Origin of the sequence: Actinokineospora xionganensis (assembly GCF_014323725.1) — a bacterium.
GTDB classification, from domain to species: domain Bacteria; phylum Actinomycetota; class Actinomycetes; order Mycobacteriales; family Pseudonocardiaceae; genus Actinokineospora; species Actinokineospora xionganensis.
In genome coordinates this window covers 660288-684978 of the sequence record NZ_JABVED010000001.1, presented here as the reverse complement: position 1 = coordinate 684978, position 24691 = coordinate 660288, and the positions used below count along the sequence as shown (strand labels likewise).

Genomic DNA, 24691 nt, shown 5'->3' with positions numbered 1-24691 from the left:
GATCAACAGGCTGGTCGGCGGGCCGCGAACTAGGGTGAACCACCTGGCTCCCCGAACGTGAGGTGACGATGGTCGACGTGGTGGACAACCGTGAGCGGACACGGTTCGAGGCGCGGGTCGGTGACGAGGTGGCGGGATTCGCCGAGTACCAGCTCACCGAGAAGCTGATCATCTTCACCCACACCGAGGTCGACCCGCGGCGCGAGGGCGAAGGCATCGGCTCCGCGCTCGCGCGTGTCGCGTTGGACGCCGTGCGCGCGGAGGGCACGCGCCAGGTCCTGCCGCTGTGCCCGTTCGTCAAGGGCTGGATCGAGCGTCACCGCGACTACGCCGATCTCGTCTACGGCGCGCCCGCCACGACCGCGAAGGACTGAGATGGCGCGCAAGACCTACACCGGCCCGCTGCTCGACGTCTCGTTCGACTCCGCGATCTGCGAGCACTCCGGCAACTGCGTGCGCGGCATGCCCGCCGTGTTCGACACCGCGGCCCGCCCGTGGATCAACCCCACCGTCGCCGCGGACGAGGACCGGGCGGGCCGCCTGCGCGCGGTGGTGGTCAACTGTCCTTCGGGAGCGCTGCGGATCGAGGAGCACTGACCTGGGTCGGGCAACTCCGCGGCGGTGCGACCCGACGTCAAATCTTGATTGATTCCAGAAAATGGGGCACACTCGGAGTCGTGCCCACTCCAACGGACTTCCAGCGCATGCTCCGCGGGGTATCGCTGCGTGTGACGCGGCCCCGGCTGGCAGTGCTGTCCGTGGTGCACGACCACCCGCACGCCGACACGGATTCGATCATCGGCGCGGTCCGTGAAGACCTGGGTGGGGTGTCCCACCAGGCCGTCTACGACGTGCTGCGCGCGCTGACCACCGCTGGTCTGCTGCGGCGGATCGAACCGCCCGGCTCCGTGGCGCGCTATGAGGCCCGGGTCGGCGACAACCACCACCATGTCGTGTGCCGTTCGTGCGGCGCCATCGCCGATGTCGACTGCGCCGTCGGCGACACACCGTGTCTCACCGCTTCCGACGACCACGGCTTCACGATCGACGAGGCCGAGGTCATCTATTGGGGCCTGTGCCCTGGCTGCTCCACCACCACCAGTTCCTGAGCACGCATCTCATCTTGGAAGGATTCCTGTGTCTGACAGTCCTGACGCCGTCGTTGGAGAGATGAACGAGCCGAAGGCGGGCGGGTGCCCGGTCTCGGTAGGCAAGCTCAACCACCCGACCGAGGGCGGCGGCAACCGCGGTTGGTGGCCCAACCAACTCAACCTGGCGATCCTTCGCAAGCACTCCGCCGCGTCCGACCCGATGGGCGGCGAGTTCGACTACGCCGCCGAGTTCGCGACGCTCGACCTTGACGCCCTGACCAGGGACGTCGACGAGCTGATGACGTCGTCGCAGGACTGGTGGCCCGCCGACTTCGGCCACTACGGGCCGTTCATGATCCGGATGGCGTGGCACAGCGCGGGCACGTACCGCATCGAGGACGGCCGCGGCGGCGCGGGCGCGGGCATGCAGCGCTTCGCCCCGCTCAACAGCTGGCCCGACAACGGCAACCTGGACAAGGCCCGCAGGCTGCTCTGGCCGATCAAGCAGAAGTATGGCCGCAAGATCTCCTGGGCCGACCTGATGGTCTTCGCGGGCAACCGCGCGCTGGAGACCATGGGATTCAAGACCTTCGGCTTCGCAGGCGGCCGCGCGGACGTGTGGGAGCCGGACGAGGACGTCTACTGGGGCCCGGAGCGCACCTGGCTCGGCGACGAGCGTTACACCGGCGACCGGGAGCTGGAAAGCCCCCTGGCGGCCGTGCAGATGGGTCTGATCTACGTCAACCCCGAGGGCCCCAACGGCAACCCGGACCCGCTGGCCGCGGCCCGCGACATCCGCGAGACGTTCCGCCGCATGGCGATGAACGACGAGGAGACCGTCGCGCTGATCGCGGGCGGGCACACCTTCGGCAAGGCGCACGGCGCGGCCGACCCCGACGAGCACGTCGGCGCCGAGCCCGAGGGCGCGTCCATCGAGGAGCAGGGCCTCGGCTGGAAGAACACCTTCGGCAGCGGCAAGGGCCGCGACGCGATCACCAGTGGCCTTGAGGTCACCTGGACGCCCACGCCGACGAAGTGGGACAACACGTTCTTCGAGACCCTGTTCGGCTTCGAGTGGGAGCTCACGAAGAGCCCCGCGGGCGCCCACCAGTGGCAGCCGAAGGACGGCGCGGGCGCGAACACCGTGCCGGACCCGGAGGACGGCTCGCTGACCCGGCCCCCGACGATGCTCACCACCGACCTCGCGCTGCGCATGGACCCGGTGTACGAGCCGATCTCGCGGCGCTTCCTCGAGAACCCCGACGCGTTCGCCGACGCGTTCGCCCGGGCGTGGTTCAAGCTCACCCACCGCGACATGGGCCCGATCCAGCGCTACCTCGGGCCGCTGGTCCCGCAGGAGACGCTGATCTGGCAGGACCCGGTGCCCGCTGTCGACCACGACCTCGTGGACGCAGACGACATCGCCGCGCTCAAGGCCCAGATCCTCGCCTCGGAGCTGTCGGTATCCGAGCTTGTCTCGACCGCGTGGGCGTCGGCCTCGACGTTCCGCGGCGGCGACAAGCGCGGCGGCGCGAACGGCGCCCGCGTCCGCCTGGAGCCCCAGCGCGGCTGGGAGGTCAACAACCCCGACACGCTCGCGAAGGTGCTGACCGTCCTGGAGGGAATCCAGTCGGGCTTCAACAGCTCGCAGCCGGTGGGCGGCAAGAAGGTCTCCCTCGCCGACCTCATCGTCCTCGGTGGTTGCGCCGCGGTGGAGAAGGCGGCCAAGGACGCGGGCTTCGACATCGATGTCCCCTTCACCCCGGGCCGCACGGACGCCTCGCAGGAGCAGACCGACGTCGAGTCGTTCGCGCCGCTCGAGCCGACCGCGGACGGGTTCCGCAACTACCGCGGGAAGGGCAACCGGCTGCCGTCGGAGTACCTCCTGATCGACCGCGCGAACCTGCTGACCCTGACCGCGCCCGAAATGACCGTCCTCGTCGGCGGCCTGCGGGTCCTGGGCGCGAACCACCAGCAGTCCCAGCTGGGCGTCCTCACCTCGACGCCCGGGTCGCTGACCACCGACTTCTTCGTGAACCTGCTCGACATGGGCACGCAGTGGAAGGCGACGTCGGAGGACGCGGAGACCTTCGAGGGCCGCGACCGCGCCACCGGCACCGTCAAGTGGATCGGCAGCCGCGCCGACCTCGTCTTCGGCTCGAACTCGGAGCTGCGCGCGGTCGCCGAGGTCTACGCCGCCGACGACTCCCGTGAGAAGTTCGTCCGCGACTTCGCGGCGGCTTGGGACAAGGTCATGAACCTGGACCGGTTCGACCTGGTGTGATCCTGCTGTCCAGGTCGGCCGCTCGTCGGCCGGCCTGGGCAGCCAGGTTCTACTTCGTCGAGGTGGCCGGAGAACGGTGTGGAGTTCGTCGCGGCCTCAGGTGTGACGTCGGCACTGTGCGCGATGGTCACCGTGGCGGTGGAGGACCTGCCGGATAGCCGTGACCGGGATGTGGGGGATATCCGGTTGGGTAACCCGGCTGATAGGGGGCCGGTGGCTGCTGTGGCGGGTAGGACGGGTGCGGCTGTGGATAGCCGGGCTGTGAGTGAGCCTGGGGCGCGGGCTGCCCGCCGCCGAGGTGGAGCGGCAGTTGGGAGACCAGCATGGCGAGCTTTCCCAGCGTCTCCAGCACCTTGTTCGGCCCGGTGCCGCCGAGGTAGCAGTTCTCCGCGTACACAAGCTCGTCGCCGAGCAGGGTCCAGGTGCCGAGCCGGGCTTCCCGCACGGTCGTGATCACACCAGGGGTGAGAACCTGGGCGGCGACAGCGGGATCGGTGTCGACCAATTGGTGCCGCTTGTCGAACTCGCGGTCGCCCGTCGCCGGGTGCGGGCTGTCGTCGAGGTCGAAGTACACCTGGTCGCGCGAGGTGATCTGGAAGAACGGCAGGAGCGCGGGCAGCCGGACCACCCAGACCGAATCGGTGACCATCTTGTCGTGTTGGTTCACCGTCATGCCGTACAGCTGCTTGTTGATCACCATCTGCCCGCGCATGAAGTCCAGCATCGTGAACCGCAGACCGTCGCAGGTTCCGCCAGCACCCCGTAGGCCAGTCGCATGTCGCCGCGCTGGGTGAAGGGCAGGACCGGCCAGCGCTCGAGCAGCTCCGGCGCCTCCTCGGCGAACTGCCAGCCGCGCGGCTGCGCGAGCTTGCTCCTGTTCTTGTTCACCCCGTTGACCTGGGGCATTCGCGCCCACGCGCGTTTGCTGTCGAAATCCACGGATTCCCCCCGTCTCCGCGGGCAAGAACAGCGGGGCGGTCAGTCGCCGATGGCCTCGTCCGCCCAGGTCATGACGAAGTCGTGGTAGGCGGGTGCGTCGGGGGCGTAGTTGAACGCGTGCCCGTAGCCGTGGTGCACGTAGGTCTTCAGGCGCGCCGCGGGGGAATAATAGATGGCTTCGCTCGCGCGCAGCGTCTCGGCTGAAGAGCAGTTCGTGCCGAGCAGACCACAGAACGACGGGTCGTCGCCCAGGGCGACCAGCACCGGCACATCGATGAGCCGGGTGTAGGGGATGACCGCGCCGATCAGCGCGCCGTCGACCACCTCGCCCGGCGCGATTACGTCCTTTGTGGACTCGTCGGTGGCGGTCACTTCGGGGTTGAGCGGGCCGGGGCTGTGGAACGCGGTGTACCGGGTGCCCGCCCGCGTGGTCAGATACCCCGCATCCAGGTTCGAGAACCTGGGCTCCAGCGCGGCCGGGACGAGCGAGGTGAACAGCGGCAGCGTGCCGAGCACGCTGAGCCGGTGCGCCATGCCGGTGATCAGCACCGCGTCGACGTCGTGATAGGTCCCCGCCTCCATCATGGCGATGGCCGAGCCCAGCGAGTGTCCGCCGAGGATGACCTTGTCGAACGCCGTGCCCAGCGATCCCGCCCGCAGCGCCTGAACGACCTCGTGCACCGCGTGCGCCTGGCCGATCGCGGTGACGGTGGCGCTCAGCGGTTTCGTGCTGCGCCCGGTGCCGAGCCGGTCGACGGTCAGCGTGGCGTGTCCGGCATTGTTCGCCGCGACTCGGAACGAGCGGATCGCCGGGTCGTACGGGGAATCCCAGTAGGCGCTGTTGTACGTGCCACCCGGGATCAGCACCTGCACCGCTGTGGCGCCCGCGGGGACGCAGAGCCTGCCGAACATCTCCTGCGGCGTGCCCGCGAGCGTGACCGGGATGTGTCGGTCCTCGCAGCTGACCTGGCCGGCGTGCGACGGCGGGGACAGCACCACGGCGATTCCGAGTACGGTCAGCGCCACCGCGCAGGCGCGCCGAACGCGCTTGCGTCCACTGTGGAACAAGGAAAACCTCCGGAGACGGGCGATCAGGGTCGCGGGACGGCGGTCATGGGCAGTCTGCTGGGGTACGCGGTCGAGGTGACCTTCACGGTGACGGGCTTGTCCGGTACCGGGACCAGCCGCCAGCGCGCGGCGATGGTGGCCACCACGGTGATGATCTCGGTGAGGGCGAAGGAGTTCCCGATGCACTGCCGGGCGCCCGCGCCGAACGGCAGGTAGCTGCCCTTGGGCATGGCCGCGGCGCGCTCGGGGGTCCACCGGTCGGGATCGAACGTGTCGGGCTCGGGATGGGACTCGGGGTCGAAGTGCATCGCGTGCGGGCTGATGATCACCTCGTCGCCGGGCGCGAGCCGCACGCCGCCGAGGTCGATCTCGGTGATGGCGCGGCGCATCAGGATCCACAGCGGATACATGCGCAGGGTCTCGCTGACGACGCGGCGGGTGTACTCCAGCTTCGGGACATCGTCGAAGGTGACGGGCCTGCCGTCGAGGACCGCGTCGACCTCGGCGTGCAGGCGACGCTCCACCTCGGGGTGGCGCGCGAGCTCATGGAACACCCAGGCCAGGGCGAGCGCGCTGGTCTCGATGCCCGCGCTGAGCAGGGTGATGACCTCGTCGTGCACCTGCACGTCGGACATGCCCTCGCCGCTCTCCTCGTCCCGCGCGCGCAGCAGCATGGACAGCAGGTCGCCGTGGTCGGCCCCGCTCGCGCGCCGCCGCGCGATCAAGTCGAGCACGATAGCCCGCATCCGGCCGGTGGCCTCGTCGAACCGCCGGTTGGGCGGGATCGGCAGCCGTTCGAGGAACGCTGGGGACAGCACCCGCAGCATCCCGTACTTGATCACCACCGGAATGGACCGACGTGCCTCCTCGGTGGCCGCGCTGCCCAACCCGGCGGAGAACAGCGTGTCCCCGACGATGGTGACCGCCACGGCCTGCATGTCCTGGTCGACTTCGCGGACCTCGCCCGGCCGCAAGGAATCGGCCAGCTCGCCGGCCGCACGCACCATCGTCGCCACATGGCGGGCGAGTTCGGTGCGCTGGAACGCGGGCTGCATCAGCCTGCGCTGTCGCAGGTGGAAGGTGCCCGACGACATGACCAGCCCGTTTCCCACATAGGGCCGGAACTTGTCGAACATCGCCCCCTTCTCGAAGGCCGGGCCGTCGGCCACAAGGACGCGGTGCACCAGGTCCGGCGTGGTGACGAAATGCGTGCGCATCGACCCGAGATCGACCCGCACGATTTCGCCATGCCTGCGCAGTGACGAGGTGAAACCCATACGGTGTCGCAAAATCGCGGGTGTGTGTCCGAGCAGTGGCCAGCGACCTGGGGCGACCGGAACAGGCATCCACACTCCTGGTGGGGTGGAAGAGGGGCACTCACAGTAGAAGCGTTCGGTCGTGATCGACATCCACCGATCGGGTTAGACATGATCACCCGGTCGGGGCGTTACCCGATCGGCAGGCAGCGGTACTCTGCCCCTCTTGTGGTCCCTGGCGGAAAAGGTTGTGGCGCCGTGAATGTGTCCGAGCGGGAAGAGTGGGTCCCGTCAACAGTCGACGTGTCCGTGCCGAGCATGGCCAGGGCCTACGACTACCTGCTAGGCGGCGCGCACAACTTCGAGGCCGACCGGATGCTGATCCAGCAGGCCGAGCAGATGATGCCGGGGCTGCGCAAGCTCGTGCGGATGAACCGGGCGTTCCTCGGCCGCGCGGTCCGCTACATGATCAGCCAGGGCGTCCGCCAGTTCCTCGACGTCGGTGCCGGGATTCCCACCGTGGGCAGCCTGCATCAGGTGGCGCACAAGGAAGACCCGACGTGCCGGGTGGTTTACGTCGACCGCGATCCGGTGGCGGTCGCGCACAGCGAGCTGATCCTGTCGGGGGAGGAGCGCGTCGCGATCGTGCGCGCCGACATCCGCGACCCGGAGGGCATCTTCGACAGCCCCGAGGCGCGCGGGCTGCTCGACCCCGACGAGCCGGTCGGTGTGCTGATGCTGTTCATGCTGCACTGGGTGCCCGACGAGTGGGGCCCGCGGGATCTGCTCACCCGATACCGCGACCGGCTGGCCCCTGGCAGCCACCTCGCGATCACCCACGCCAGCCACGACCGCAAGAAGGAAGAGATCACCGGGGTCGCCGACCTGGTGCAGCGGAGCCAAAGCCGTGAAAGCGTCCAGCTGCGCACGCACGCCGAGATCGAGACCATGTTCGAGGGATTCGAGCTGGTCGATCCCGGTCTGGTCGGCTGTGGCCTGTGGCGGCCGTCGGGTCCGGCGGACATCTCCGACGAGGCCGACCTGAACGTCCAGTTCTACGCCGGTGTCGGCCGAAAACCCTGACGGCCGACCGCCGGGCTCGTTGGGCGCACTGACCCCGAGCTGTCACCCGCCCGTGTGGATCTTGGCGAAGGGCTGTTCGGCCTCCAGCGCGTAGGCCACTTCGAGCAGGGTGCGTTCGTCGCCGTGGGCGGCGCTGAGGTGGACACCGATCGGCAGCCCCTGCGGTGTCATCCCCATGGGCAGTGAGATCGCGGGAGTTCCCGCGATGTTGTTCAGCGGCGTGTAGGCGACGTAGCTGGTCAGGCGGTCGAGCAGCTCGTCGAAGTCGACGGTGGGGCTGATGTGCCCGAGGGGCGGCGTCGTGTGCGCCAGCACCGGTGAGAGCACAAGTTCGTGGCGGGCGAACAGTTCCGCGTAGGCGCTCGGTATCCGGCGCAGGCGGCGCAGCGCTCCCGGTGTGCGGCGCAGGTTGGCGCGGTGGTGGCCGCGCAGGCCGCGGGTGAGTCCGTCGACGCGGTGCCGGTCGAACGTGCGGTTGAACGTGAGTTTGCCCGTGTCCACCGCGAGTTGGGCGAGCAGACCCCAGTACTGCAGGAAGTCGGCCGCGAACTGGTCGGTCACGGGCAGACCGATCGGCTCCACGGTGTGGCCTGCTTTTTCCAGCAGCCGCGCGGTGTGTTCGACCGTGGCGCGGGTGTGGTCGTCGAGGGTGCCGTTGAGGGGGTCGAGTACCAGGCCGATCCGCAGCCGCCGCTGCGCGGGCCCGTGCACCAGGCCGATGGGCGGGAGGCTCGGGTTGCGCCAGTGGTCCTCGGCGGCGGCGAGGAAGGCCGCGGTGTCGCGCACACTGCGGGTGAGGACGCCTTCGGAGACCATGTTGATCGGCAGCCGTCGGGCCTGTTCGCCGTCGACGTGCCGGTGTCGGGTCGGTTTGAGCCCGACGAGTCCGGCGCAGGCCGCCGGGATCCGAATCGAGCCGCCGCCATCGTTGGCGTGCGCGATCGGGACGACACCCGAGGCGACGAGCGCTGCCGAACCGCCGGACGAGGCGCCGACCGAATGCCCGCTGTGCCAAGGGTTTCGGGTCGGTTCCCCGGTCATGTACTCGGTCGTGGCGTTCAGCCCGAACTCGGGCAGCCGGGACTTGCCCACCACGGTCAGCCCGGTGCTGAGGTACTGCGTGGCGTAGGAGCCGTCCTTCTTCGCGGGCGAGGCGGTGTAGGCCTCGCTACCGTGGTTGGTGGGCAGGCCGCGCAGATCGGTGTTGTCCTTGACGAAGGTGGGCACGCCGTAGAGCGCGCCTGCCCTGTCCGGGGCGACCCGCGGCGTCGCCGGTTGGCACGCGATGGCGTTGAGCAGCGGCTCGACCCGCCGGGCCCGGGTGATCGCCGCGTCCGCGAGTTCCTGGGCGCTGACCGCGCCGTCGCGGACCAGGCGGGCGAGCGCCACCGCGTCGTGGTCGCCGAGCGCGTCGTCTGCGAAGGCGTGCACCGGCGTCGGCCGGGAAGGCGGAGGTGTCGTCACGGGCACCACGGTACGCCAATCTTGAATGAACCTACAAGATTGGTAGTCTCGTTGGCGTGCCACCGGACAAGCGCTACGCCAAGGGGGAGCGGCGTCGCGAACAGCTGCTCCGCGCCGCCATCGAGATCGCGGCGGAACAGGGAGTCGCGGCGGTCACCCACCGCGCCGTCACCGAACGGGCGGGCGTTCCCTACACGTCCGTGTCGTATTTCTTCGGCACCATCGAACAACTCGGTGTCGAGGCCCTCCAGCTCGCCGCGGACGACCTCATCGCCCGGCTCGACGCCCTCGCCGCAGACCTCGCGGCCGCCAGGGTGAGCTCCGACGCCCTCGCCCGCCACGTCGCCGAACTGCTCACCCTGTTCCCCCCGTCCCTCGAACTGGCCCGCTACGAGGTGTTGCTCCAGACGGCCCGCTCGCCCGAACGGTCCGAAGCGCTGGCCCGGGTCGTCGACACCATCCACCACGTCGCGGAGTCCGCGCTGCGCGCGGCCGGGGCGCCGAGGCCCGCCGACGGCGCCCGTGCCTTCGCCGCCATGGCCGAGGGGTTCACCCTCCATCACCTCGTGTCCCCGCGCCCCGACGACGTCGCCACCGCCGAACATGCCTACCGCGCGCTGTTCCGGGCCTATGCCGGCGCATGACCGGCGTCGGCGGCACCCGACGCCGCTCGCCCGGGGCCGCGCAATCACCCGATCGCTGTGCGGTCAGCTGGGATATGTCCACTTCCAGTCCTTGTGGACGTCAGGACCGCGGCCCCGGCGGAGCTGACCAGTGTGTCGAACCCGCCCCCGTCTCGACGGCGACGCTCAACACCACCAGGTGCGGGCCACGGTCGAACCACAGCCCGCGGTGAAGAAAGAGCGGGCCGTCAGTCGAGTGCGCACGGCGGCATTGTGCTCCAAGCACGGGCCGACCGATGGGACAACGGGATTCCGGTCCGGTCGTGACCGGCGGGGTCCGTAGCCTCCACAGTGGACCAAAGGGTCCAGGATCACGATGACAGTCGCGCCGCCAGTGTCAGCCGCGGGTACTGGGCCGGGGTCGGCGGTGCCCGGAGGAGGCCGGCTTCTTGTAGCGGTCCGCCGCCGCGCGTTCGGTGATTCCCGCCGCGTCGGCGAGTCCGCGCAAGGTGATCCCGCTGTCCCGGGCGATCGCCGCGGCCGCGCGTTCGATGGCGGCCAGGTGCTCCTGGGCGGCGCTGGCGGCCGACACCACCGCCAGCGCGGCGCCAGGGTCCAGGGCGCCGTCCGGGTCGGCGTCGGCTCTCGCGTCGTGGGCGTCGTGGTGGCTTGCCTGGACCAGCACGGTGCGCAGCTGCGGCACCACCTCGCCCAGGACGTCCGTCGTGTGGTCGGGCTCGGCCTGCCGTTCGCGGATCAGCCGCTCCAGCAGGGTGCACAGCGCGTCGACATAGGGCACGACCGCTCCACCTCCCTGTCGCTTGCCAACCGTTGCCATGAAGCAAACTTCACGGGATTACGCGAGCACGGCCCGTCAGGTCCAGAGCAACAGCCAGGCACCCTTGAGGCGGGTCAGGGAGACGATGAGCGTGGTGTCCGAGACGGGCGCGCCGCGGCGCGAGGTCGGGGCTTGATGGTCACCGGTAGTGGGCTGCCCGGTGGCGTGGTCGTGGTCCGCGCGGTCGGCGAGGTCGACACGGCCACCGCCGCCACCCTGGTCACCGGTATCGACGACGCACGCGACAAGAAGCCCGCCGTCCTGGTCGTCGACCTCAGCGAGGTCGGCTTCTTCGGCTCGGTCGGCATCAGCGCCCTGATCGAGGCCGAACGCCGCACGCGCTGCCCCATGCGGGTGGTGGTCACGCCCGCCATCCGCAGGATTCTCGGCATCGTCGGCTTCGACGCGATGCTCGACCTCTACGGCACACTCGACGACGCACGGACGGCCGCGTAGGCGCTCACTCGACCTGGTGGCGCCGGATCGCGGCGTCGGCCTCCGCGCGCCGCGGCGGGTCGGCACCGGGCCGCGTGCATGCCAGGCCCGCAACCGTGATCGCGAACTCCAGCGCTTGGTCGATGGCCCGGTCGGTGAGAGACCGCAGGCCATCGCGGCTCAATGAGCCGTTCTCGTCGAGCCAGTGCAGCAGCCCGCCGGTGAACGTGTCACCCGCGCCCACGGTGTCCACAACGGACACCGGGTCCGCCCGTCGCCGGTAGCTGAGTCCACTGTGGAGCGCGACGGCGCCGTCGCCGCCGAGGGTCACCACGACGAGCGGTGTGCCCAGGTCGTCCTGCAGGTTCAGCGCGACCGCGACCGGATCCGTGTCCGGGTACACCCACTGGAGGTCCTCGACGCTGACCTTGACGAGGTCGCTGACCGCCCAGAGCGCCGTCAGGCGCCGGGCGTACTCGGCTCGCGGCCCGACCAGGGCGGGGCGGACGTTGGGGTCGAAGCTGGTGACCCGGTGCTCGCGCTGGGCGGCGAACCAGCGCCCGAGCACACTCGCGCCCGGCTCCAACGCCAGTGCCAGCGACCCCGCGTGCACCGCCCCGACGTCGGCGGGCAACTGGGCGGGAAGCTCGGCCTGCCGCCAGGCCCAGTCGGCGGTGCCGCTGACGTGGAAGCCGTAGGCCGGGCCGTCCGGGGTGCGGGTCACCACGGCCAGGCTCGCCGGTTCGTCCGCCGCCACGGCGTAGGCCAGGTCGACACCGTCGGCCGCGAGATTCGTCCGCAGGAGTCTGCCGAAAGTGTCGTCGCCGAACCGCCCGAGAAACGACACAGGGGTGCCCAGCCGGGCCAGGGCGATGGCGGTGTTGGCCGGGCTGCCACCAGGAACGGCCGTGGGGTGGCGAGGGTCGTCGTCGACGATCAGGTCGATGAGGGCCTCGCCTGCCACGATGACGCGCGGGTTCAATGCCCTGCCTTTCGAAGCGGCGGCGGCCTCGGCTTACTCGGCCCTGCGTTGCCTGCCCAATACTTCCAGGCGGTCGGCTCCATCGCTGCCACGGCGCGGCCATGTCGCCGAGCGGAACCCCACACTCGCGGCCCAGGCGAGCATCTGCCCGCACCCGCTTCGTGACCCGGTCGTTCCCGGTGCCACCCCTGGCGGTTCCGGACACCGAGGACATTGGCTCAAGTGCCGAAGCGGAGCCGCGCGGCCGTCCGACTGTTGCTGGACCGGGGTGCTCGGTGCTGCCGTCCCGGCAGGCGTGGACCGGGTTCGGCTGCCTGGCAACGGGTTCTTCGGCGAGCACGAGCGTCGGCTGGGCAGAGTTGGGTGCGGCAAGGGTTCTCGGGCGCCCGGTGACAGCCGGGCGCCCGAGGTGGAGCGGTTACCAGCACCACCACTGGCACCACCACGGCGGCGGCGTGGTCGGCGTCGGGGTAGGGGTAGGGGTCGGCGTAGGCGTGGGTGTGGGGGTCGGGGTCGGGGTGGGAGTCGGGGTGCTGCCTGCCTGGGCGATGTGGAGCAGCCGGTTCGGGGTGTCGGTCCGGACGTTGAGGATCTTGCTGGTGGAGGCGTTGCCGGTGATCGCGCTCTTGGTCTGTGCCGGCGTGGCCGACGGGTTGGCCGCCAGGTGCAGCGCGACGGCGCCCGCGACGTGCGGGGCGGCCATGGAGGTGCCGGAGGCCGTCTTGGTCGCGGTGTCCGAGGTGGCCCACGCCGACGTGATCTCGTAGCCCGGGGCGTAGAGGTCCGTGCACTTGCCGAAGTTGGAGAAAGAGGCCTTGCCGTCGGTCTTCGTCGAGGCGTTCACCGTGATCGCGGGGCCCGTCGCGCCGCCGATCCTGGCCGGGGACTGGGTGCAGGCGTCCAGCGGCGTGCCGTAGGTGTTGCCGTTGCCCGAGGCCACCGCGTAGGTCACGCCGGCGTTGATGGACCGCCTGACCGCGTCGTCGAGGGCGGTCGAGAGGCCGCCGCCGAGGCTCATGTTGGCGACCGCGGGCCGTTTCGCGTTCGAGGTGACCCAGTCGACCCCGGCGATGACACCGGAGTTCGCACCCGAACCGGTGCAGCCGAGCACCTTCACCGCGACGAGCCTGACGCCCTTGGCGACGCCGTGCGCCTTGCCGCCGATGGTGCCCGCGACGTGGGTGCCGTGTCCGTGGCAGTCGGTGTCCTGGCCGTCGTTGACGGCGTTGACGCCCCAGGTCGCGCGGCCCGCGAAGTCGCTGTGGGTCGTGCGGATGCCGGTGTCGATGACATACGCGGTCACGGTGTCGGCCGTGGTCGGGTAGGTGTAGTCGCCGCTGAGCGGGAGGTCGCGCTGGTCGACCCGGTCCAGGCCCCACGACGGCGGGCTGGGCTGGGTCTCCCGTAGGCTGACGACCTGGTCTTGCTCCACATAGGCCACGGCGGGGTCCGCCGCCAGCCGCCGTGCCTGCCGCTCACTCATCGTGGCCGAGTACCCCCGGAACACGTTGCTGTACGAGTGCCGCACCTTGGCGCCGTACTCGCGGGTCGCGGTGTCGGCCGCCGACCTTGTCGCGACACCGCTTTTCAACACGACGATGTACGAACCGTCGATCGCCCGCACCGAATCCGCGCCGATGATGTCGGCTTCGGCGGCGTTCGCGGACAGGGGCACGGCCAGCGCCACGAGCACGGCGGCCACCGACACCGACCCGAGTGCCGCCCCGCGCCCACGCCAGGACCTCTTGCGCGAGGTCGTCATCGAACTGTTCGGCATCGAACTGTCCCTTCACCGGAAAACCTGCTCAGGTTCGGAGAATGCCGGAAAAATCGGCCCACATCGCCGGTGAATTCGTGGAGGGCCTAACTGGCCCGGGAGAACGCGCCCGGGGTGAGCGTTTCGACGCGCTTGATTGCGCGGAATGGCAAATATTCATCCGAACGGTCCGCGGCAAGCCGAACGCCGCGTCCACGTGACCGCGGGTCACCGGTGTCTTCACCGGATCGTGGCGACGTGGTACCCGGTTGGCGCCCACACCGTCCTCGACGCCATCGACACCAACGCCGACTCGGTCATCTTCGCGGCCGTGTACCGCGTGCTCGTCGAAGCCTGCAACGGCCTTCCCACCGACACCGACGACATCTTCCCGTCCTCGACCTCGATCAGGACGGCGCCATCTCCTGCGACGAGTTCACCGCCCACTGGGTCGAGTTTTCGGGCGGGCGGCGCCCCCGGCACCTGGGTCTTCGGCCGCTTCAGCCCGAACTGATCACCACGTCGGGTGGGCGCCGACCCCGCCATCGACAACCAGGTTGTGCCCGGTGATCCACCCCGCCAGCGGGGAGGCCAGGAACACGCAGGCGTTGGCGACGTCCTGCGGTGTGCCGAGGCGGGAGAGCGGTGCCGCCCGGTGCCAGCGGTCTACGCCGTCGGGCCACGCCTGCGCCAGGCCTGGGCGATCGATCAGGCCGGGGGAGACCGCGTTGACCCGGATTCCCCGTGGCCCGTACTCCAGGGCGGCCGCGCGGGCGTGGGTCACCAGCGCCGCCTTGGCGGCGCCGTAGTGGGCGTGGCCCAGAGCGGGCTGGGCCGCCTCGATGGAGGCGATGTGGGTGACGCTGCTGCCCCGGTCCATGACCCGGGCCACGGCCTGTGTGCACAGGACCGCGCTGGTCAGGTTGGTCTCGATCATCTCCCGCCAGCTTCGCGCCGACATCGACTCGAGCGGCTCGACCGGCTGGATGCCCGCGTTGTTGACCAGGATGTCGAGCCGTCCGCCCCAGCTCATGGCCGCGTCGATCAGGTCGTCGCATCCCTGGGTGAGGTCGGCGCCCACCGCGAGCGCGCGCCCGCCGGACGTCTCGATCCGGGTCAGCAGATCCGTCGGCCGGTTGCGGTGGAAGTGCAGGACCACCGCGCTTCCGGCCTGGGCGAACCGCCAGGCGATGCCGCCGCCGATGCCGCCGCTCGCGCCGGTCACCAGGGTCACCGTGCCGGTCAGGTCCGGCAGCATCGGGTCATGCATCGAACCGCAGCGGCGCCTCTGGGCGGCACAGCGCCCGGATCCGGTCGGCCATCGACGGGTACCGCGCGCACAACTCGTCCGCGTCGCCGCCCTCGTAGTCCGACGGCATGAATCCCGGCGCCATCGTGGTCCCGCACAGCGACCACCGCCCGCCCGGCGCGACCGCGGCGCCCATCCACGTGCCCGCGGGAACCACGGCCTGCACCAGCGACGGCCCCAGCGTGACGACGCGCGCGTCCCGCGGGCCCAGGAGCAGCAGCTCCAGTGGATCGCCCTGGTAGAAGTGCCAGACCTCGTCGATCGGCAGCCGGTGCATGGCCGAGAACAGCTCGCCGGCGGCGAACAGCGCGATGATCGCCGATCCGGCGGGCCGCCCCGTCTCGTCCGCCTGCCCGGCCCACGTCCGCCGGAACAGACCACCCTCGACCGGCAGGGGCTCCAGCCCGTAGCGCGCGGCGATCTCCGCGATCTCGTCCACCGAAGTGATCTTAGCCGCGGCCGGGACGCGACACCTGTCGAACCAACCCGCGACAGCTGTCCAGTGATCTCGCCCGGCGCCGCGTGTTTCCTCGGATCCCGGCAAGGGAGGAACTATGCGACAACGGTCGTTCACGGCATCGGCGCTCGTCTTGGCCCCGTGCTCCACGCCAGGGTGATCACTCATCACCCTGGCCAGGTCGTCAGGCTCCTGGAGCGGTGAGTTCCTTGCCGGGCAGCCACCCGTTCATCACATCGGTGACCCGCCACGACGGCACCTTCAGCCGCACGGCCGTGATCGGGGCGTCCATGAACGGTGCCGCCTCGGGAACCTTGGCCAACAGCACGCGGCGCACCTCCGCGTCGTCCTCGCCTTCGAGGATCTCGACGTTGGCGCGCCCCTGGAGGAACGGCTGGCCGGGGGACCCGGTGGACACGACCAGGCCTACCACCGGATTCTCGCGGATCGCGGTGAGGGTCCGCCCGTGCGTCTCCAGGACCAGGACGAGGGTGAACGGGTCGACCTCGGCGAAGTACACGCCGCTGTTCCAGGGGCCCGCGGTGCCCGCCGTCGCCAGGTACATGGAGTGGTGGGCCGCCAGGGTGTCGCGGATGACCGCCTCCACTTCAGACGCCTGCTGCTGTTCTGTGCTGGTCATGACGGGTCCTCCGGACATGCGATGTGCTCGGCCTGATGGCTTGGCCTCTGCATCGCGCCAGCGGTCCGGATGTTTCCCCGTCCGCGGCGCCCAACGAATGTGAGACGCCCGGCGGCACCCAGGTTGTCCCTCTCCCTCCCCCCGATTTCGGCCCCCCGAGTTGAGGGATCTTCCCTCACGCGAGGGGGCAGTGGGCTGCGCGAAGGTTGTCCCAACGCCGGCGGAGGGGTCGGAGGCGAGACAGGGGAGTCAGAGACGAAGAGCAGTATCAAGGGGACCGCGGTGGCGGTCGCGACGGCACTGGTGGGGGCGGGGTCGGCGGGGGCCGACATCATCACCCCGACCGTCGAGGTCGACACGGCGAAGGTGGCGCAGACGCTGCACGCCAAGCTCGGCAACGGCAACACGGTCGGCTACGCCTTCGCCATCACCGAGGACGGCCGACTCGCCGCCACCGGTGCGGGCGGCAAGGCGAGAATCGACAAGAACCTCGCTTTCACGGCGAACACCCGGATGGACATCGCCAGCGCGACGAAGAACATCTCCGCCGCCGCGCTGCTGAAGCTGGTCGAGAAGCGGGGCGTCACCCTCGACACCAAGCTGTGGGGCTACCTCCCGCTGGACCTGCGGGCGAACATGGACGAGTCGTGGAAGAGCCTGACCATCAAGCACATCCTGGGCCACCGCTCGGGCATCGCGCAGATGCTGGCAGGCCTGTCCGACGCCGACCGGGCGAAGACGTCCACGACGTCCGACGCCGCCACCGGCGCCGATGAGGAACACCTTCATGATCAAGCCCCCTCCGTGGCGAAAACCTGCGCGTCGTCGGCGAACGCCTTGAACTCCAGGGCGTTCCCGGCCGGGTCGAGCAGGAACATGGTCCACTGCTCGCCCGCCTGCCCCTCGAACCGCACGTACGGCTCGATGACGAACTCCGTGCCCGCCGCCCGCAGCCGGTCGGCGAGGTCGTGGAACGCCGGGACAGTCAGGATCAGCCCGAAATGGGGGACCGGCACGTCGTGCCCGTCGACCGGGTTGTGCACCCGCTCGGCCCGGCTCGGCGCCAGGTGCGTGACGAACTGGTGGCCGTGCAGGTTCCAGTCCACCCAGGTCTCCGCGCTGCGCCCCTGCTCCAGCCCGAGCACCTCACCGTAGAAGTGGCGCGCGGCGGGCAGGTCGTCGACGGGCACGGCAAGGTGGAACCGCGGGATCGGCGAGTCGACAGTGGTCATGAACTCAATGGTAGGGACCCGGCCGGGCTCAGGCGCGCAGGTCGATCTCCGCGACGAGTTGGGCGTGGTCGGAGGTGGTGCGGTCGGGGCGGTCGTTGCTGAGCTGGTTGTCGACCAGGTGGTCGTTGAAGTGCCGCAGGTCCGCCAGCTCACCGAACCGGTTCGGGTTGCGGTCGTAGAACTCCTGGCTCACCAGGATGTGGTCGAGGTTCTCGTAGTGGCTGTTGAAGATGTGCGAGTAGCCGACGTCCCGGCCGATGTTCCTGGCCTGCAGCGCGTGGGCGGAATAGAGCACCCGGTCCCAGTACGTCTCGCGCAGCTCGGGTCCGCGTGGCCAGAAGCGCGACGGGAGGTCGCCGCCGACGATCTCCGTGGACACCGCGCGCGGCCCGTCGTTGAGGTCGCCGAGCACGATCACGGGCCGGTTGTTCGCCACGACCTCGTCCAGCACGAGGAACCGCAGCGCGACGGCCTCGGCGGTGCGGCGGATCAGCGACCGCGCCTTGCCGAGCGCCTCCTCGCGCGGGTCGTGCTGGGGGATGGTGACGTCCACGATGGGGCGCTTGGACTTCAGGTGCACGACGAACACGGTCACGGTGACGGCGGGGGAAAAGACGACGCGGGCGCGCAGGACCGGGCGGCTGAACGTGCCGACCGGCAGGGCGATGCCGTCCACGGAGGTGTGCAGGCCCGGCGGGAAGTCGGTGATCGACTCGGCGGGCTCGGCCAGCGGCAGGGTGGTGGCCAGACCGACCCGCGGGCCGCTCGCACCGTCGGCGCCGGGCGCGAGGACGGTCGCGGTGGCGAACGCCTGGGAGCGGGCGCACACCTCGCGCAGCGCCGCCTCGGCGAAGACCTCCTGGAAGCCGACGACGTCGGCGTCCATTCGCCGCAGCTGCTCGCCGATCCAGGCAGCTTTCCGGTCGAACTCCGCGATCGAGTACGGCAGCTCGTCCGGGTAGTAGGGGACCTCGGGCAGCGCGAGATTCAGGACATTGAAGGTGCCGACTTTGACGGTCATGGCGTCACCCCGCCGTTCGGAGATGGGTCGACCCTTACATCGCCGGTGACCGCGATCGTGTGATCGCCTTGCGACAGACGATACCTAGAACTACTATGCATCGGAGATCTAGGGTACAAGTTGGTCGGAGGTCGTGTGAAAGTCACCAAAGATCTCGTGGCCGCCTCGGCGACGCCGATGGTGCTGGGCATCCTGGCCGAGGCCGACAGCTACGGCTACGCGATCCTGCGGCGGATCAGCGAACTGTCCGGCGGCGAGCTGGACTGGACCGAGGGACTGCTCTACCCGCTGCTGCACCGCCTCGAACGCCTCGGGCATGTCGAGTCCGACTGGCGGTCGGTCGCGGGGGAGCGGCGGCGCAAGTACTACCGGATCACCGACAGCGGCCTGGCCGAACTCGCGGAGCAGCGCCGCCAGTGGGACACGGTCGTCGACACGCTCAAGGAGATCTGGCTCGGCCGGGGCGATTCCCGGCCGCTGATCGCGATCCCGCTGGGGGGCCACGCATGACCGACGGCCAAGCTGAACTGCAGGCCCAGTTCGCGCAGTGGCGGCACTACGTGCAGCGCCGCCGGGAGCTGACGAGCGCCGACGCCGACGAACTCGAAGACCACCTCCGCGGTTGCGTCGACGAACTCGTCGGCGTGGGGCTGCGCGCAGACGAGGCGTTCCTGGTCGCGGTCAAACGCATGGGCAGTCTCGACGAGCTGTCCCGCGAGTTCGCCCGGGAGCACTCCGAACGCCTGTGGAAGCAGCTGGTCCTGACCGGCGACATCGACAGTCCGGCGGGCGCCCGCTCCCGGCGTGACCTGCTCGCCATGATCGTCTGCGCGGCGGGCGCGGCGGCGTCGATCAAGGCGCCGGAGCTGTTCGGCCTGAGCCTGGAACAGGATGGCGCCTTCTACGCGCCCAACCTCGCGCTGTTCGTGCTGCCCTGGCTCGCGGCGTTCCTGGCGTGGCGCAGGCAGGCGGGCAAGGCGGTGATCGGCGTCCTGGCTGCACTGTTCGCACTCGGCGCGGTGGCCGCCAACGTCTACCCGCTCGGCGACGAGTCCCAGTCGGTGGTCCTGACCGGCATCCACCTTCCCATCGCCCTGTGGTTCGTGGTCGGCCTCGCCTACATCGCCGACGACCTGCGCGCGCCGCGTAGGCGCATGGACTTCATCCGCTTCACCGGCGAGTGGTTCGTCTACTACGTCCTCATCGGACTGGGCGGCGGTGTGCTGATCGCCTTTCTGTTCGGCACCTTCGAGGCCATCGGGATCTCCCCGGAGGGCTTCATCGCGCAGTGGGTCGCACCCTGCGGGGCAGCGGCGGCGGTCGTGGTGGCGGGCTGGCTGGTCGAGGCCAAGCAGAGCGTCGTGGAGAACATCGCCCCAGTCCTCACGCGACTGTTCACTCCGCTGTTCACCTTGGCACTGCTCGCTTTCCTCGTCGCCTTCGCCGTCACCAGCGGGGGCATCGACGTCGAGCGGGAGGCGCTGATCCTGTTCGACCTGCTGCTGGTGGTGGTCCTCGCCCTGCTGCTCTACTCGATCTCCGCCCGCGACCCGCTGGCCCCGGCAGGGGTGTTCGACAAGCTGCAACTCGCCCTCGTGGTGAGCGCCCTGGCCATCGATGTGCTGGTGCTGATGGAGATCACCGGTCGCATCACCGAGTTCGGCACCACCCCGAACAAGGCTGCGGCGCTCGGGGAGAACATCATCCTGCTGGCCAACCTCGCGTGGTCGGCGTGGCTGATGCTGCGCCTGGTGCGCGGGCGCACACCGTTCGCCGCACTCGAACGTTGGCAGACCACGTACCTGCCGGTTTACGCGCTGTGGGCGTGGATCGTGGTCCTGGTCTTCCCGCCGCTGTTCGCCTACCTCTGAGCCGGAGCCTGCTGCGCGTGGTGGACGCCGAAGGTGTGCTACTCACCGGTTGCGCTCGACGAAGTCAGGCCCGCGCCAAGGTCTGTATCTTCCCCGACTACGGATGTCCCGCCCCGACCGGGCGGTTCCGTTGACCGCGGGTGAGGTGCGCATGTTCCTGTTGGAACCCGTCGGCTTGGGCCGACTCGAGAGCGACGCGTACCTCGCCCTGCTCGAACTGGGGCGCGCCACCGAGGAGGAAGTCGGCGTCCGCGTCGGCCGCCCGGCTGAGGAGACCGGCGCGTGCCTGCGTCGGCTGGTGGTCGCGGGACTGGCGTTCCAACTCGGCTTCGAGCCGTGCCAGTTCACCCCGGTCGCGCCCGAGGTCGCGGTGGCCGCGCTGGTCGACCGCCGCCGAGGCGAACTGGCCCAACTGCAGGTGCGCGTCGAAGAGCTCGCGGCGCGGCGGCGCGCGGCAGGCCCCGGTACGCGCAACCCGGTCGAGCTGGTCGAGGGTGAGGACGCGGTGGTCGCCGTGCTGGCGAAGTTGCAGCTCGAAGCCACCGAGGAAGTGCTGATCATCGACTCCCCGCCCTATCTCGGCGGCCAGGCGGGTCCCAACGCGATCCAGCTGGACCGGATGGCCGAGGGCGTCGCCTTCCGAGTCGTCTACTCCACGGAGTCCCTCGCCACCCCGACCCAGGTCGAGCAGATGCACGCCTGCGTGCGCGGCGGCGAGCAGGCACGGATCCTGGCGGGCGCGCGGCCGAAGCTGGTGATCGCCGACCGGTCGGTGGCGGTGCTGCCGGTGTCGTTCGACCCCTCCGACGCGGTGCGCAGGCTGGTGGTCCGGTCCGAGTCGATGCTCGCGGCGCTCTGCTCGCACTTCGAGGCGCTGTGGGAGCGCGCCGGGTCGATCTCGCTCGACATCCCGGACGAGGACGGCGTCACCGCGCGGGACAAGGAAATGATGGCCCTGCTCGCGGCGGGAATGAAGGACGTCACCATCGCCAGGACGATCGGCGTCACCGACCGGACGATCGGGCGGCGAGTCACCGAGCTGATGCGTGTCCTCGGGGCGGAGACGCGGTTCCAAGCCGGTGTGCTCGCCGCCCGTCGCGGCTGGTTGTAAGGAGTCCCACCTCACAACCACCGCGCGGACTCGGCATGGCGGGGGAACCGTGCCCCAGAGTCCGCGCGGTACGGCCCTGCCTGGCGGACGCTATTCACCGAGGGCGCGACCGGTCCAGTGTCGAACCCGACAACCGGCGGGACCGGACACCGGTCCCGCGTTCCCATTACCTCGGCTTTGACTGAGGAAATCTGGTGATGTCCGGATCCGCGCATTGTCCGGTTCGGCACTGTGATCGTTCCCGTCGCCGAATTACCGTGCCCGCGCACGAGGGCAATGGAAAGGACTCCCTGTGCAAAAGAAGACCAAGAGGTTACTCGCGGCCGCGGTCGCGAGCATCACCGCTTCGACCGGGGTGGTGATCGCGCTGTCGACCGGATCGGCCACGGCCGCCGACGCCGCCGCGGTCGACGCCGCGGTGGCCCAAGTGGACGGGTCGACGCCACGACTCATCGTCGGCTACAAGGCTTCCGCGGGCGCGGCGCAGTCCGATGTGGCCGCGGCCCAGGACGTCACCGGCAAGACCACCAACCGGGGCAAGCTGCTGCGCAGGCTGTCGACCGGCGCGGCGCTCGTCGACGTCGGCACGGCTGACCGCGGCGCGGTCCAGGCCGCCATGCGCTCCTACCTGAAGGACCCCGCGGTCGCCTACGTCGAGCCGGACCTGATGGTCCACGCTCAGCAGGTCACCCCGAACGACACCGAGTACGCCAAGCAGTGGGACCTGTTCGAGCCCACAGCCGGCATGAACGTCCCCGGCGCGTGGTCGCAGTCGACCGGTTCCGGGGTGACGGTCGCGGTGATCGACACCGGCTACGTCGCGCACTCCGACCTCGCCGCGCAGATCGTGCCCGGCTACGACTTCATCTCCGACACCAACAACGCCAACGACGGCGACGGCCGCGACGCCGACCCCTCGGACCCCGGTGACTTCCGGGCGGCGGGCGTCTGCCTGTTCCAGCCCGCGAAGCCCACCTCCTCCTGGCACGGCACGCACGTCGCGGGCACCATCGCGGCGCAGACCAACAACACCAAGGGCATCGCCGGCATCGCCTACAACGCCAAGATCCAGCCGATCCGCGTGCTCGGCCGCTGCGGCGGGTCCACGTCGGACATCGCCGACGCCATCACCTGGGCCTCGGGCGGAACGGTCGCGGGTGTGCCCGCCAACCAGACGCCCGCGAAGGTGCTGAACCTGAGCCTTGGCGGCGCGGCGTCCTGCGCGACCACCTACCAGAACGCCATCAACGGCGCCGTGCAGCGCGGCAGCACCGTGGTCATCGCCGCGGGCAACTCGAACCAGGACGTCTCCGGCTTCACCCCGGCGAACTGCAACGGTGTCGTGGCTGTCGCGTCGAGCGACCGCGTGGGCGACCGGGCGTTCTACTCGAACTTCGGCGCCAAGATCGACGTCACCGCCCCCGGTGGCGAGGTGCGCCTGGAGTCCGACCCGCCGGGCAGCATCACCACGCCGGAGAACGGCATCTGGTCCACCCTCAATGCCGGTGACACCACCCCGACCGGTGAGAACTACGAGCCCTACATGGGCACCAGCATGGCGGCCCCGCACGTCGCCGGTGTCGCCGCGCTGATGGTGGCGAAGAAGTCCAACCTGACCCCGGCCGAAGTGGAGACCCTGCTCAAGGCCAACACGCGGCCGCTTCCGGGCACCTGCTCCGGCGGCTGCGGCAGCGGCCTGGTCGACGCCACCAAGACCGTGAACGCGGTCGGCGGCGGCGGCTCGACCACCGTCTCGGTCGCCAACCCCGGCGACAAGACCTCCACCGCGGGCACCGCGATCACGCCCGTGCAGCTCTCGGCCTCGGGCGGCGCCGCGCCGTACACCTGGACCGCAACCGGCCTGCCCGCGGGCCTGTCGGTGAACGCCTCGACGGGCGCCATCTCCGGCACCCCGACGACGGCGGGCACGTCGACTGTGACCGCTACCGCGAAGGACGCGGGCGGCGCCACCGGTTCGACGTCGTTCACCTGGACGGTCACCACTGTGGCGGGTTGCCCGGCGCAGACCAACGGCACCGACGTGGCCATCCCGGACCTGGGTGCGGCGGTGACGAGCACGATCACCGTCTCCTGCTCGGGCAACGCCTCGGCCACCAGCAAGGCCGAGGTCCACATCAAGCACACGTGGCGCGGCGACCTCGTCATCGACCTGGTCGCGCCGGACGGCACCAGCTACCGCCTGAAGGCATCGAGCTCGTTCGACAGCGCCGACAACGTCGACGTCGTCTACACGGTGAACCTCTCCGGAGAGGCACGCGCCGGGGCCTGGAAGCTCAAGGTCCAGGACGTCGCACGCTACGACGTGGGCACGATCGACACCTGGACTCTGACGCTCTGACCTGATCAGCGTCAGTAGGCACGCGGTGGCGGATGGGGTCTGGCCCATCCGCCACCGCTGTCGTGCGTGGCGCCCTCAGCGGCACTGTGGACGGAAGGCGCGGATCCGCTTCGGTCAGGCGGCCCTGTCGCTGGGCGTGAGCCAACCGAAGCCGCCGGGGTGCCCCCACTGCGTCCATCGATCCCAGCCCTTTCTGGGGTACACCCAGGGGCTGCGTTCGTCGCGGTCCAGGCAGTCGTAGGCGATCAGGGCGTCGCGGGCGGTCTTGCACTCAGGGTGGGCTTCGGCGAACCGGGCGACTCTGCTCCTCGCCGCGAGGGTCCACTCGCGGACCGGTGTCACCGGGTCGTCGGTGTACCACCAGCCGAACCAGTCGCTGTCGCCCCACAGCAGGTCCGTCGCCCAGTGGCACGCGAGCCGGATGACGCCGCCCTCCGCGCCCGGTCCGGCGGCGGCGTCGAGGCGGGCCAGCCAGGGCCGGAGGTCGTCGTACACGCTGGCCAAGCCGCCGAGCAGCTTCACGAGCTGCCATGGATCCCAGCGCTCCAGGGCGTGCTCCAGCACCGCGGCCAGGGCGTCCTCGGTGGCTTCGCGCTCGTCAGAGGGCCAGCTCGACAAATCGCCGTACCACTGGCCCAAGGTCCGCAAGGCCAGCCCAGGATCGACCTTTTGTGCCCGCACCAGCGCGGCGATACGAGGTGCGAACCGCCGCGTCAGGTAACGCCACTGCTCGCTGGACCAATGGTCGACTGTGTCGCACGCGAACCTGGTGACCAGGTCGTCAGGCACAGCGGCCGGGTCGCCCGCGAGGGTCACCAGGTCTTCCGGGGCGTTGCAGTGCCCGCATCCATCCGATAGGTCCACTGTCCCAT

Annotated in this window: 26 protein-coding genes and 1 pseudogene; 13 read left to right on the top strand and 14 right to left on the bottom strand. The window is 70.2% G+C overall.

Annotation, left to right across the window (positions count from 1 at the left end):
* Positions 1-68: 68 nt before the first annotated feature.
* The 4 genes from GPZ80_RS03170 (at position 69) to katG (ending at position 3375) form a co-directional block, all read left to right on the top strand.
* Entirely contained in the window at positions 69-374 is a 306-nt protein-coding gene (locus GPZ80_RS03170) for a GNAT family N-acetyltransferase (RefSeq protein WP_187218328.1), read from the top strand.
* A 1-nt stretch (position 375) separates the two neighbouring features.
* A complete protein-coding gene (locus tag GPZ80_RS03165; protein WP_187218207.1) occupies positions 376-597 on the top strand; it encodes a (4Fe-4S)-binding protein in 222 nt (73 codons plus the stop codon).
* Between the two features lie 80 nt (positions 598-677).
* On the top strand, positions 678-1109 hold the full coding sequence (locus tag GPZ80_RS03160; RefSeq protein ID WP_187218206.1) for a Fur family transcriptional regulator: 432 nt from the start codon (positions 678-680) through the stop codon (positions 1107-1109).
* A gap of 28 nt (positions 1110-1137) precedes the next feature.
* The gene (gene katG / locus GPZ80_RS03155) at positions 1138-3375 is read left to right on the top strand and encodes a catalase/peroxidase HPI (protein WP_376771627.1); all 2238 of its coding nucleotides are present in this window, start codon (positions 1138-1140) and stop codon (positions 3373-3375) included.
* 127 nt (positions 3376-3502) lie between these two features.
* On the opposite strand, the gene GPZ80_RS03150 is transcribed toward katG, so the two are convergent.
* From GPZ80_RS03150 to GPZ80_RS03135, 4 genes are read right to left on the bottom strand one after another with little or no spacing between them, the layout of a single operon-like run.
* Positions 3503-4087, bottom strand: coding sequence for a hypothetical protein (locus tag GPZ80_RS03150; RefSeq protein WP_187218204.1), 585 nt, complete (start codon positions 4085-4087; stop codon positions 3503-3505).
* Complete coding sequence (locus GPZ80_RS03145) at positions 4069-4314, bottom strand: hypothetical protein (protein WP_187218203.1); 246 nt, start codon at positions 4312-4314, stop codon at positions 4069-4071. The genes GPZ80_RS03150 and GPZ80_RS03145 overlap by 19 nt, the downstream gene beginning before the upstream one ends.
* Before the next feature lie 39 nt (positions 4315-4353).
* Positions 4354-5382, bottom strand: coding sequence for an alpha/beta hydrolase (locus tag GPZ80_RS03140; protein ID WP_246476644.1), 1029 nt, complete (start codon positions 5380-5382; stop codon positions 4354-4356).
* A 23-nt stretch (positions 5383-5405) separates the two neighbouring features.
* Entirely contained in the window at positions 5406-6728 is a 1323-nt protein-coding gene (locus GPZ80_RS03135) for a cytochrome P450 (protein WP_187218202.1), read from the bottom strand.
* A gap of 174 nt (positions 6729-6902) precedes the next feature.
* Here GPZ80_RS03135 and GPZ80_RS03130 point away from each other — a divergent pair, with 174 nt between their 5' ends.
* Positions 6903-7721, top strand: coding sequence for an SAM-dependent methyltransferase (locus GPZ80_RS03130; RefSeq protein WP_312880090.1), 819 nt, complete (start codon positions 6903-6905; stop codon positions 7719-7721).
* 42 nt (positions 7722-7763) lie between these two features.
* On the opposite strand, the gene GPZ80_RS03125 is transcribed toward GPZ80_RS03130, so the two are convergent.
* A complete protein-coding gene (locus GPZ80_RS03125; RefSeq protein ID WP_187218200.1) occupies positions 7764-9185 on the bottom strand; it encodes an amidase in 1422 nt (473 codons plus the stop codon).
* A gap of 56 nt (positions 9186-9241) precedes the next feature.
* Between GPZ80_RS03125 and GPZ80_RS03120 the strand changes: the two genes are divergently transcribed.
* Positions 9242-9829, top strand: coding sequence for a TetR/AcrR family transcriptional regulator (locus tag GPZ80_RS03120; RefSeq protein ID WP_187218199.1), 588 nt, complete (start codon positions 9242-9244; stop codon positions 9827-9829).
* A gap of 376 nt (positions 9830-10205) precedes the next feature.
* Here GPZ80_RS03120 and GPZ80_RS03115 read toward each other — a convergent pair whose 3' ends face one another.
* Complete coding sequence (locus GPZ80_RS03115) at positions 10206-10607, bottom strand: hypothetical protein (protein WP_187218198.1); 402 nt, start codon at positions 10605-10607, stop codon at positions 10206-10208.
* Positions 10608-10781: 174 nt separating this feature from the next.
* On the opposite strand from GPZ80_RS03115, the gene GPZ80_RS03110 reads away from it, so the two are divergent.
* Positions 10782-11102, top strand: coding sequence for an STAS domain-containing protein (locus GPZ80_RS03110; RefSeq protein ID WP_187218197.1), 321 nt, complete (start codon positions 10782-10784; stop codon positions 11100-11102).
* 4 nt (positions 11103-11106) lie between these two features.
* Here GPZ80_RS03110 and GPZ80_RS03105 read toward each other — a convergent pair whose 3' ends face one another.
* Positions 11107-12063 (bottom strand): carbohydrate kinase family protein, encoded by a 957-nt coding sequence (locus GPZ80_RS03105; protein WP_187218196.1) that lies wholly within the window; start codon positions 12061-12063, stop codon positions 11107-11109.
* A 418-nt stretch (positions 12064-12481) separates the two neighbouring features.
* Positions 12482-13840, bottom strand: a complete 1359-nt coding sequence (locus GPZ80_RS03100) for a S8 family peptidase (protein ID WP_187218195.1) — start codon at positions 13838-13840, stop codon at positions 12482-12484.
* Positions 13841-14069: 229 nt separating this feature from the next.
* On the opposite strand from GPZ80_RS03100, the gene GPZ80_RS03095 reads away from it, so the two are divergent.
* Entirely contained in the window at positions 14070-14333 is a 264-nt protein-coding gene (locus GPZ80_RS03095; protein WP_187218194.1) for a hypothetical protein, read from the top strand.
* On the opposite strand, the gene GPZ80_RS03090 is transcribed toward GPZ80_RS03095, so the two are convergent.
* From GPZ80_RS03090 to GPZ80_RS03080, 3 genes are all read right to left on the bottom strand, one after another.
* Positions 14334-15089, bottom strand: coding sequence for an SDR family NAD(P)-dependent oxidoreductase (locus GPZ80_RS03090; RefSeq protein ID WP_187218193.1), 756 nt, complete (start codon positions 15087-15089; stop codon positions 14334-14336).
* Positions 15082-15567 carry a cupin domain-containing protein gene (locus GPZ80_RS03085; RefSeq protein ID WP_312880082.1) on the bottom strand — a complete coding sequence of 162 codons (486 nt, stop codon included), beginning with the start codon at positions 15565-15567 and terminating at the stop codon, positions 15082-15084. The genes GPZ80_RS03090 and GPZ80_RS03085 overlap by 8 nt, the downstream gene beginning before the upstream one ends.
* Before the next feature lie 202 nt (positions 15568-15769).
* Positions 15770-16225 carry a pyridoxamine 5'-phosphate oxidase family protein gene (locus GPZ80_RS03080; RefSeq protein ID WP_187218191.1) on the bottom strand — a complete coding sequence of 152 codons (456 nt, stop codon included), beginning with the start codon at positions 16223-16225 and terminating at the stop codon, positions 15770-15772.
* 69 nt (positions 16226-16294) lie between these two features.
* Between GPZ80_RS03080 and GPZ80_RS32405 the strand changes: the two are divergent.
* A pseudogene (locus GPZ80_RS32405) lies at positions 16295-16927 on the top strand (serine hydrolase domain-containing protein); the annotation flags it as partial.
* An 89-nt stretch (positions 16928-17016) separates the two neighbouring features.
* Here GPZ80_RS32405 and GPZ80_RS03075 read toward each other — a convergent pair.
* Both GPZ80_RS03075 and GPZ80_RS03070 read right to left on the bottom strand, forming a co-directional pair.
* Complete coding sequence (locus GPZ80_RS03075; RefSeq protein ID WP_187218190.1) at positions 17017-17457, bottom strand: VOC family protein; 441 nt, start codon at positions 17455-17457, stop codon at positions 17017-17019.
* A gap of 28 nt (positions 17458-17485) precedes the next feature.
* Positions 17486-18478 carry an endonuclease/exonuclease/phosphatase family protein gene (locus GPZ80_RS03070; RefSeq protein WP_187218189.1) on the bottom strand — a complete coding sequence of 331 codons (993 nt, stop codon included), beginning with the start codon at positions 18476-18478 and terminating at the stop codon, positions 17486-17488.
* A gap of 135 nt (positions 18479-18613) precedes the next feature.
* On the opposite strand from GPZ80_RS03070, the gene GPZ80_RS03065 reads away from it, so the two are divergent.
* The 4 genes from GPZ80_RS03065 to GPZ80_RS03050 all read left to right on the top strand — a co-directional run bounded on the left by GPZ80_RS03065 (position 18614) and on the right by GPZ80_RS03050 (position 23819).
* On the top strand, positions 18614-18988 hold the full coding sequence (locus GPZ80_RS03065; RefSeq protein WP_187218188.1) for a PadR family transcriptional regulator: 375 nt from the start codon (positions 18614-18616) through the stop codon (positions 18986-18988).
* Complete coding sequence (locus GPZ80_RS03060; RefSeq protein WP_187218187.1) at positions 18985-20349, top strand: permease prefix domain 1-containing protein; 1365 nt, start codon at positions 18985-18987, stop codon at positions 20347-20349. The genes GPZ80_RS03065 and GPZ80_RS03060 overlap by 4 nt, the downstream gene beginning before the upstream one ends.
* A 103-nt stretch (positions 20350-20452) precedes the next feature.
* Positions 20453-21460 carry a helix-turn-helix transcriptional regulator gene (locus GPZ80_RS03055; protein ID WP_187218186.1) on the top strand — a complete coding sequence of 336 codons (1008 nt, stop codon included), beginning with the start codon at positions 20453-20455 and terminating at the stop codon, positions 21458-21460.
* A 292-nt stretch (positions 21461-21752) separates the two neighbouring features.
* A complete protein-coding gene (locus GPZ80_RS03050) occupies positions 21753-23819 on the top strand; it encodes a S8 family serine peptidase (RefSeq protein ID WP_222718770.1) in 2067 nt (688 codons plus the stop codon).
* A gap of 114 nt (positions 23820-23933) precedes the next feature.
* On the opposite strand, the gene GPZ80_RS03045 is transcribed toward GPZ80_RS03050, so the two are convergent.
* Positions 23934-24683 carry a hypothetical protein gene (locus tag GPZ80_RS03045; protein ID WP_187218185.1) on the bottom strand — a complete coding sequence of 250 codons (750 nt, stop codon included), beginning with the start codon at positions 24681-24683 and terminating at the stop codon, positions 23934-23936.
* Between the last annotated feature and the right edge of the window lie 8 nt (positions 24684-24691).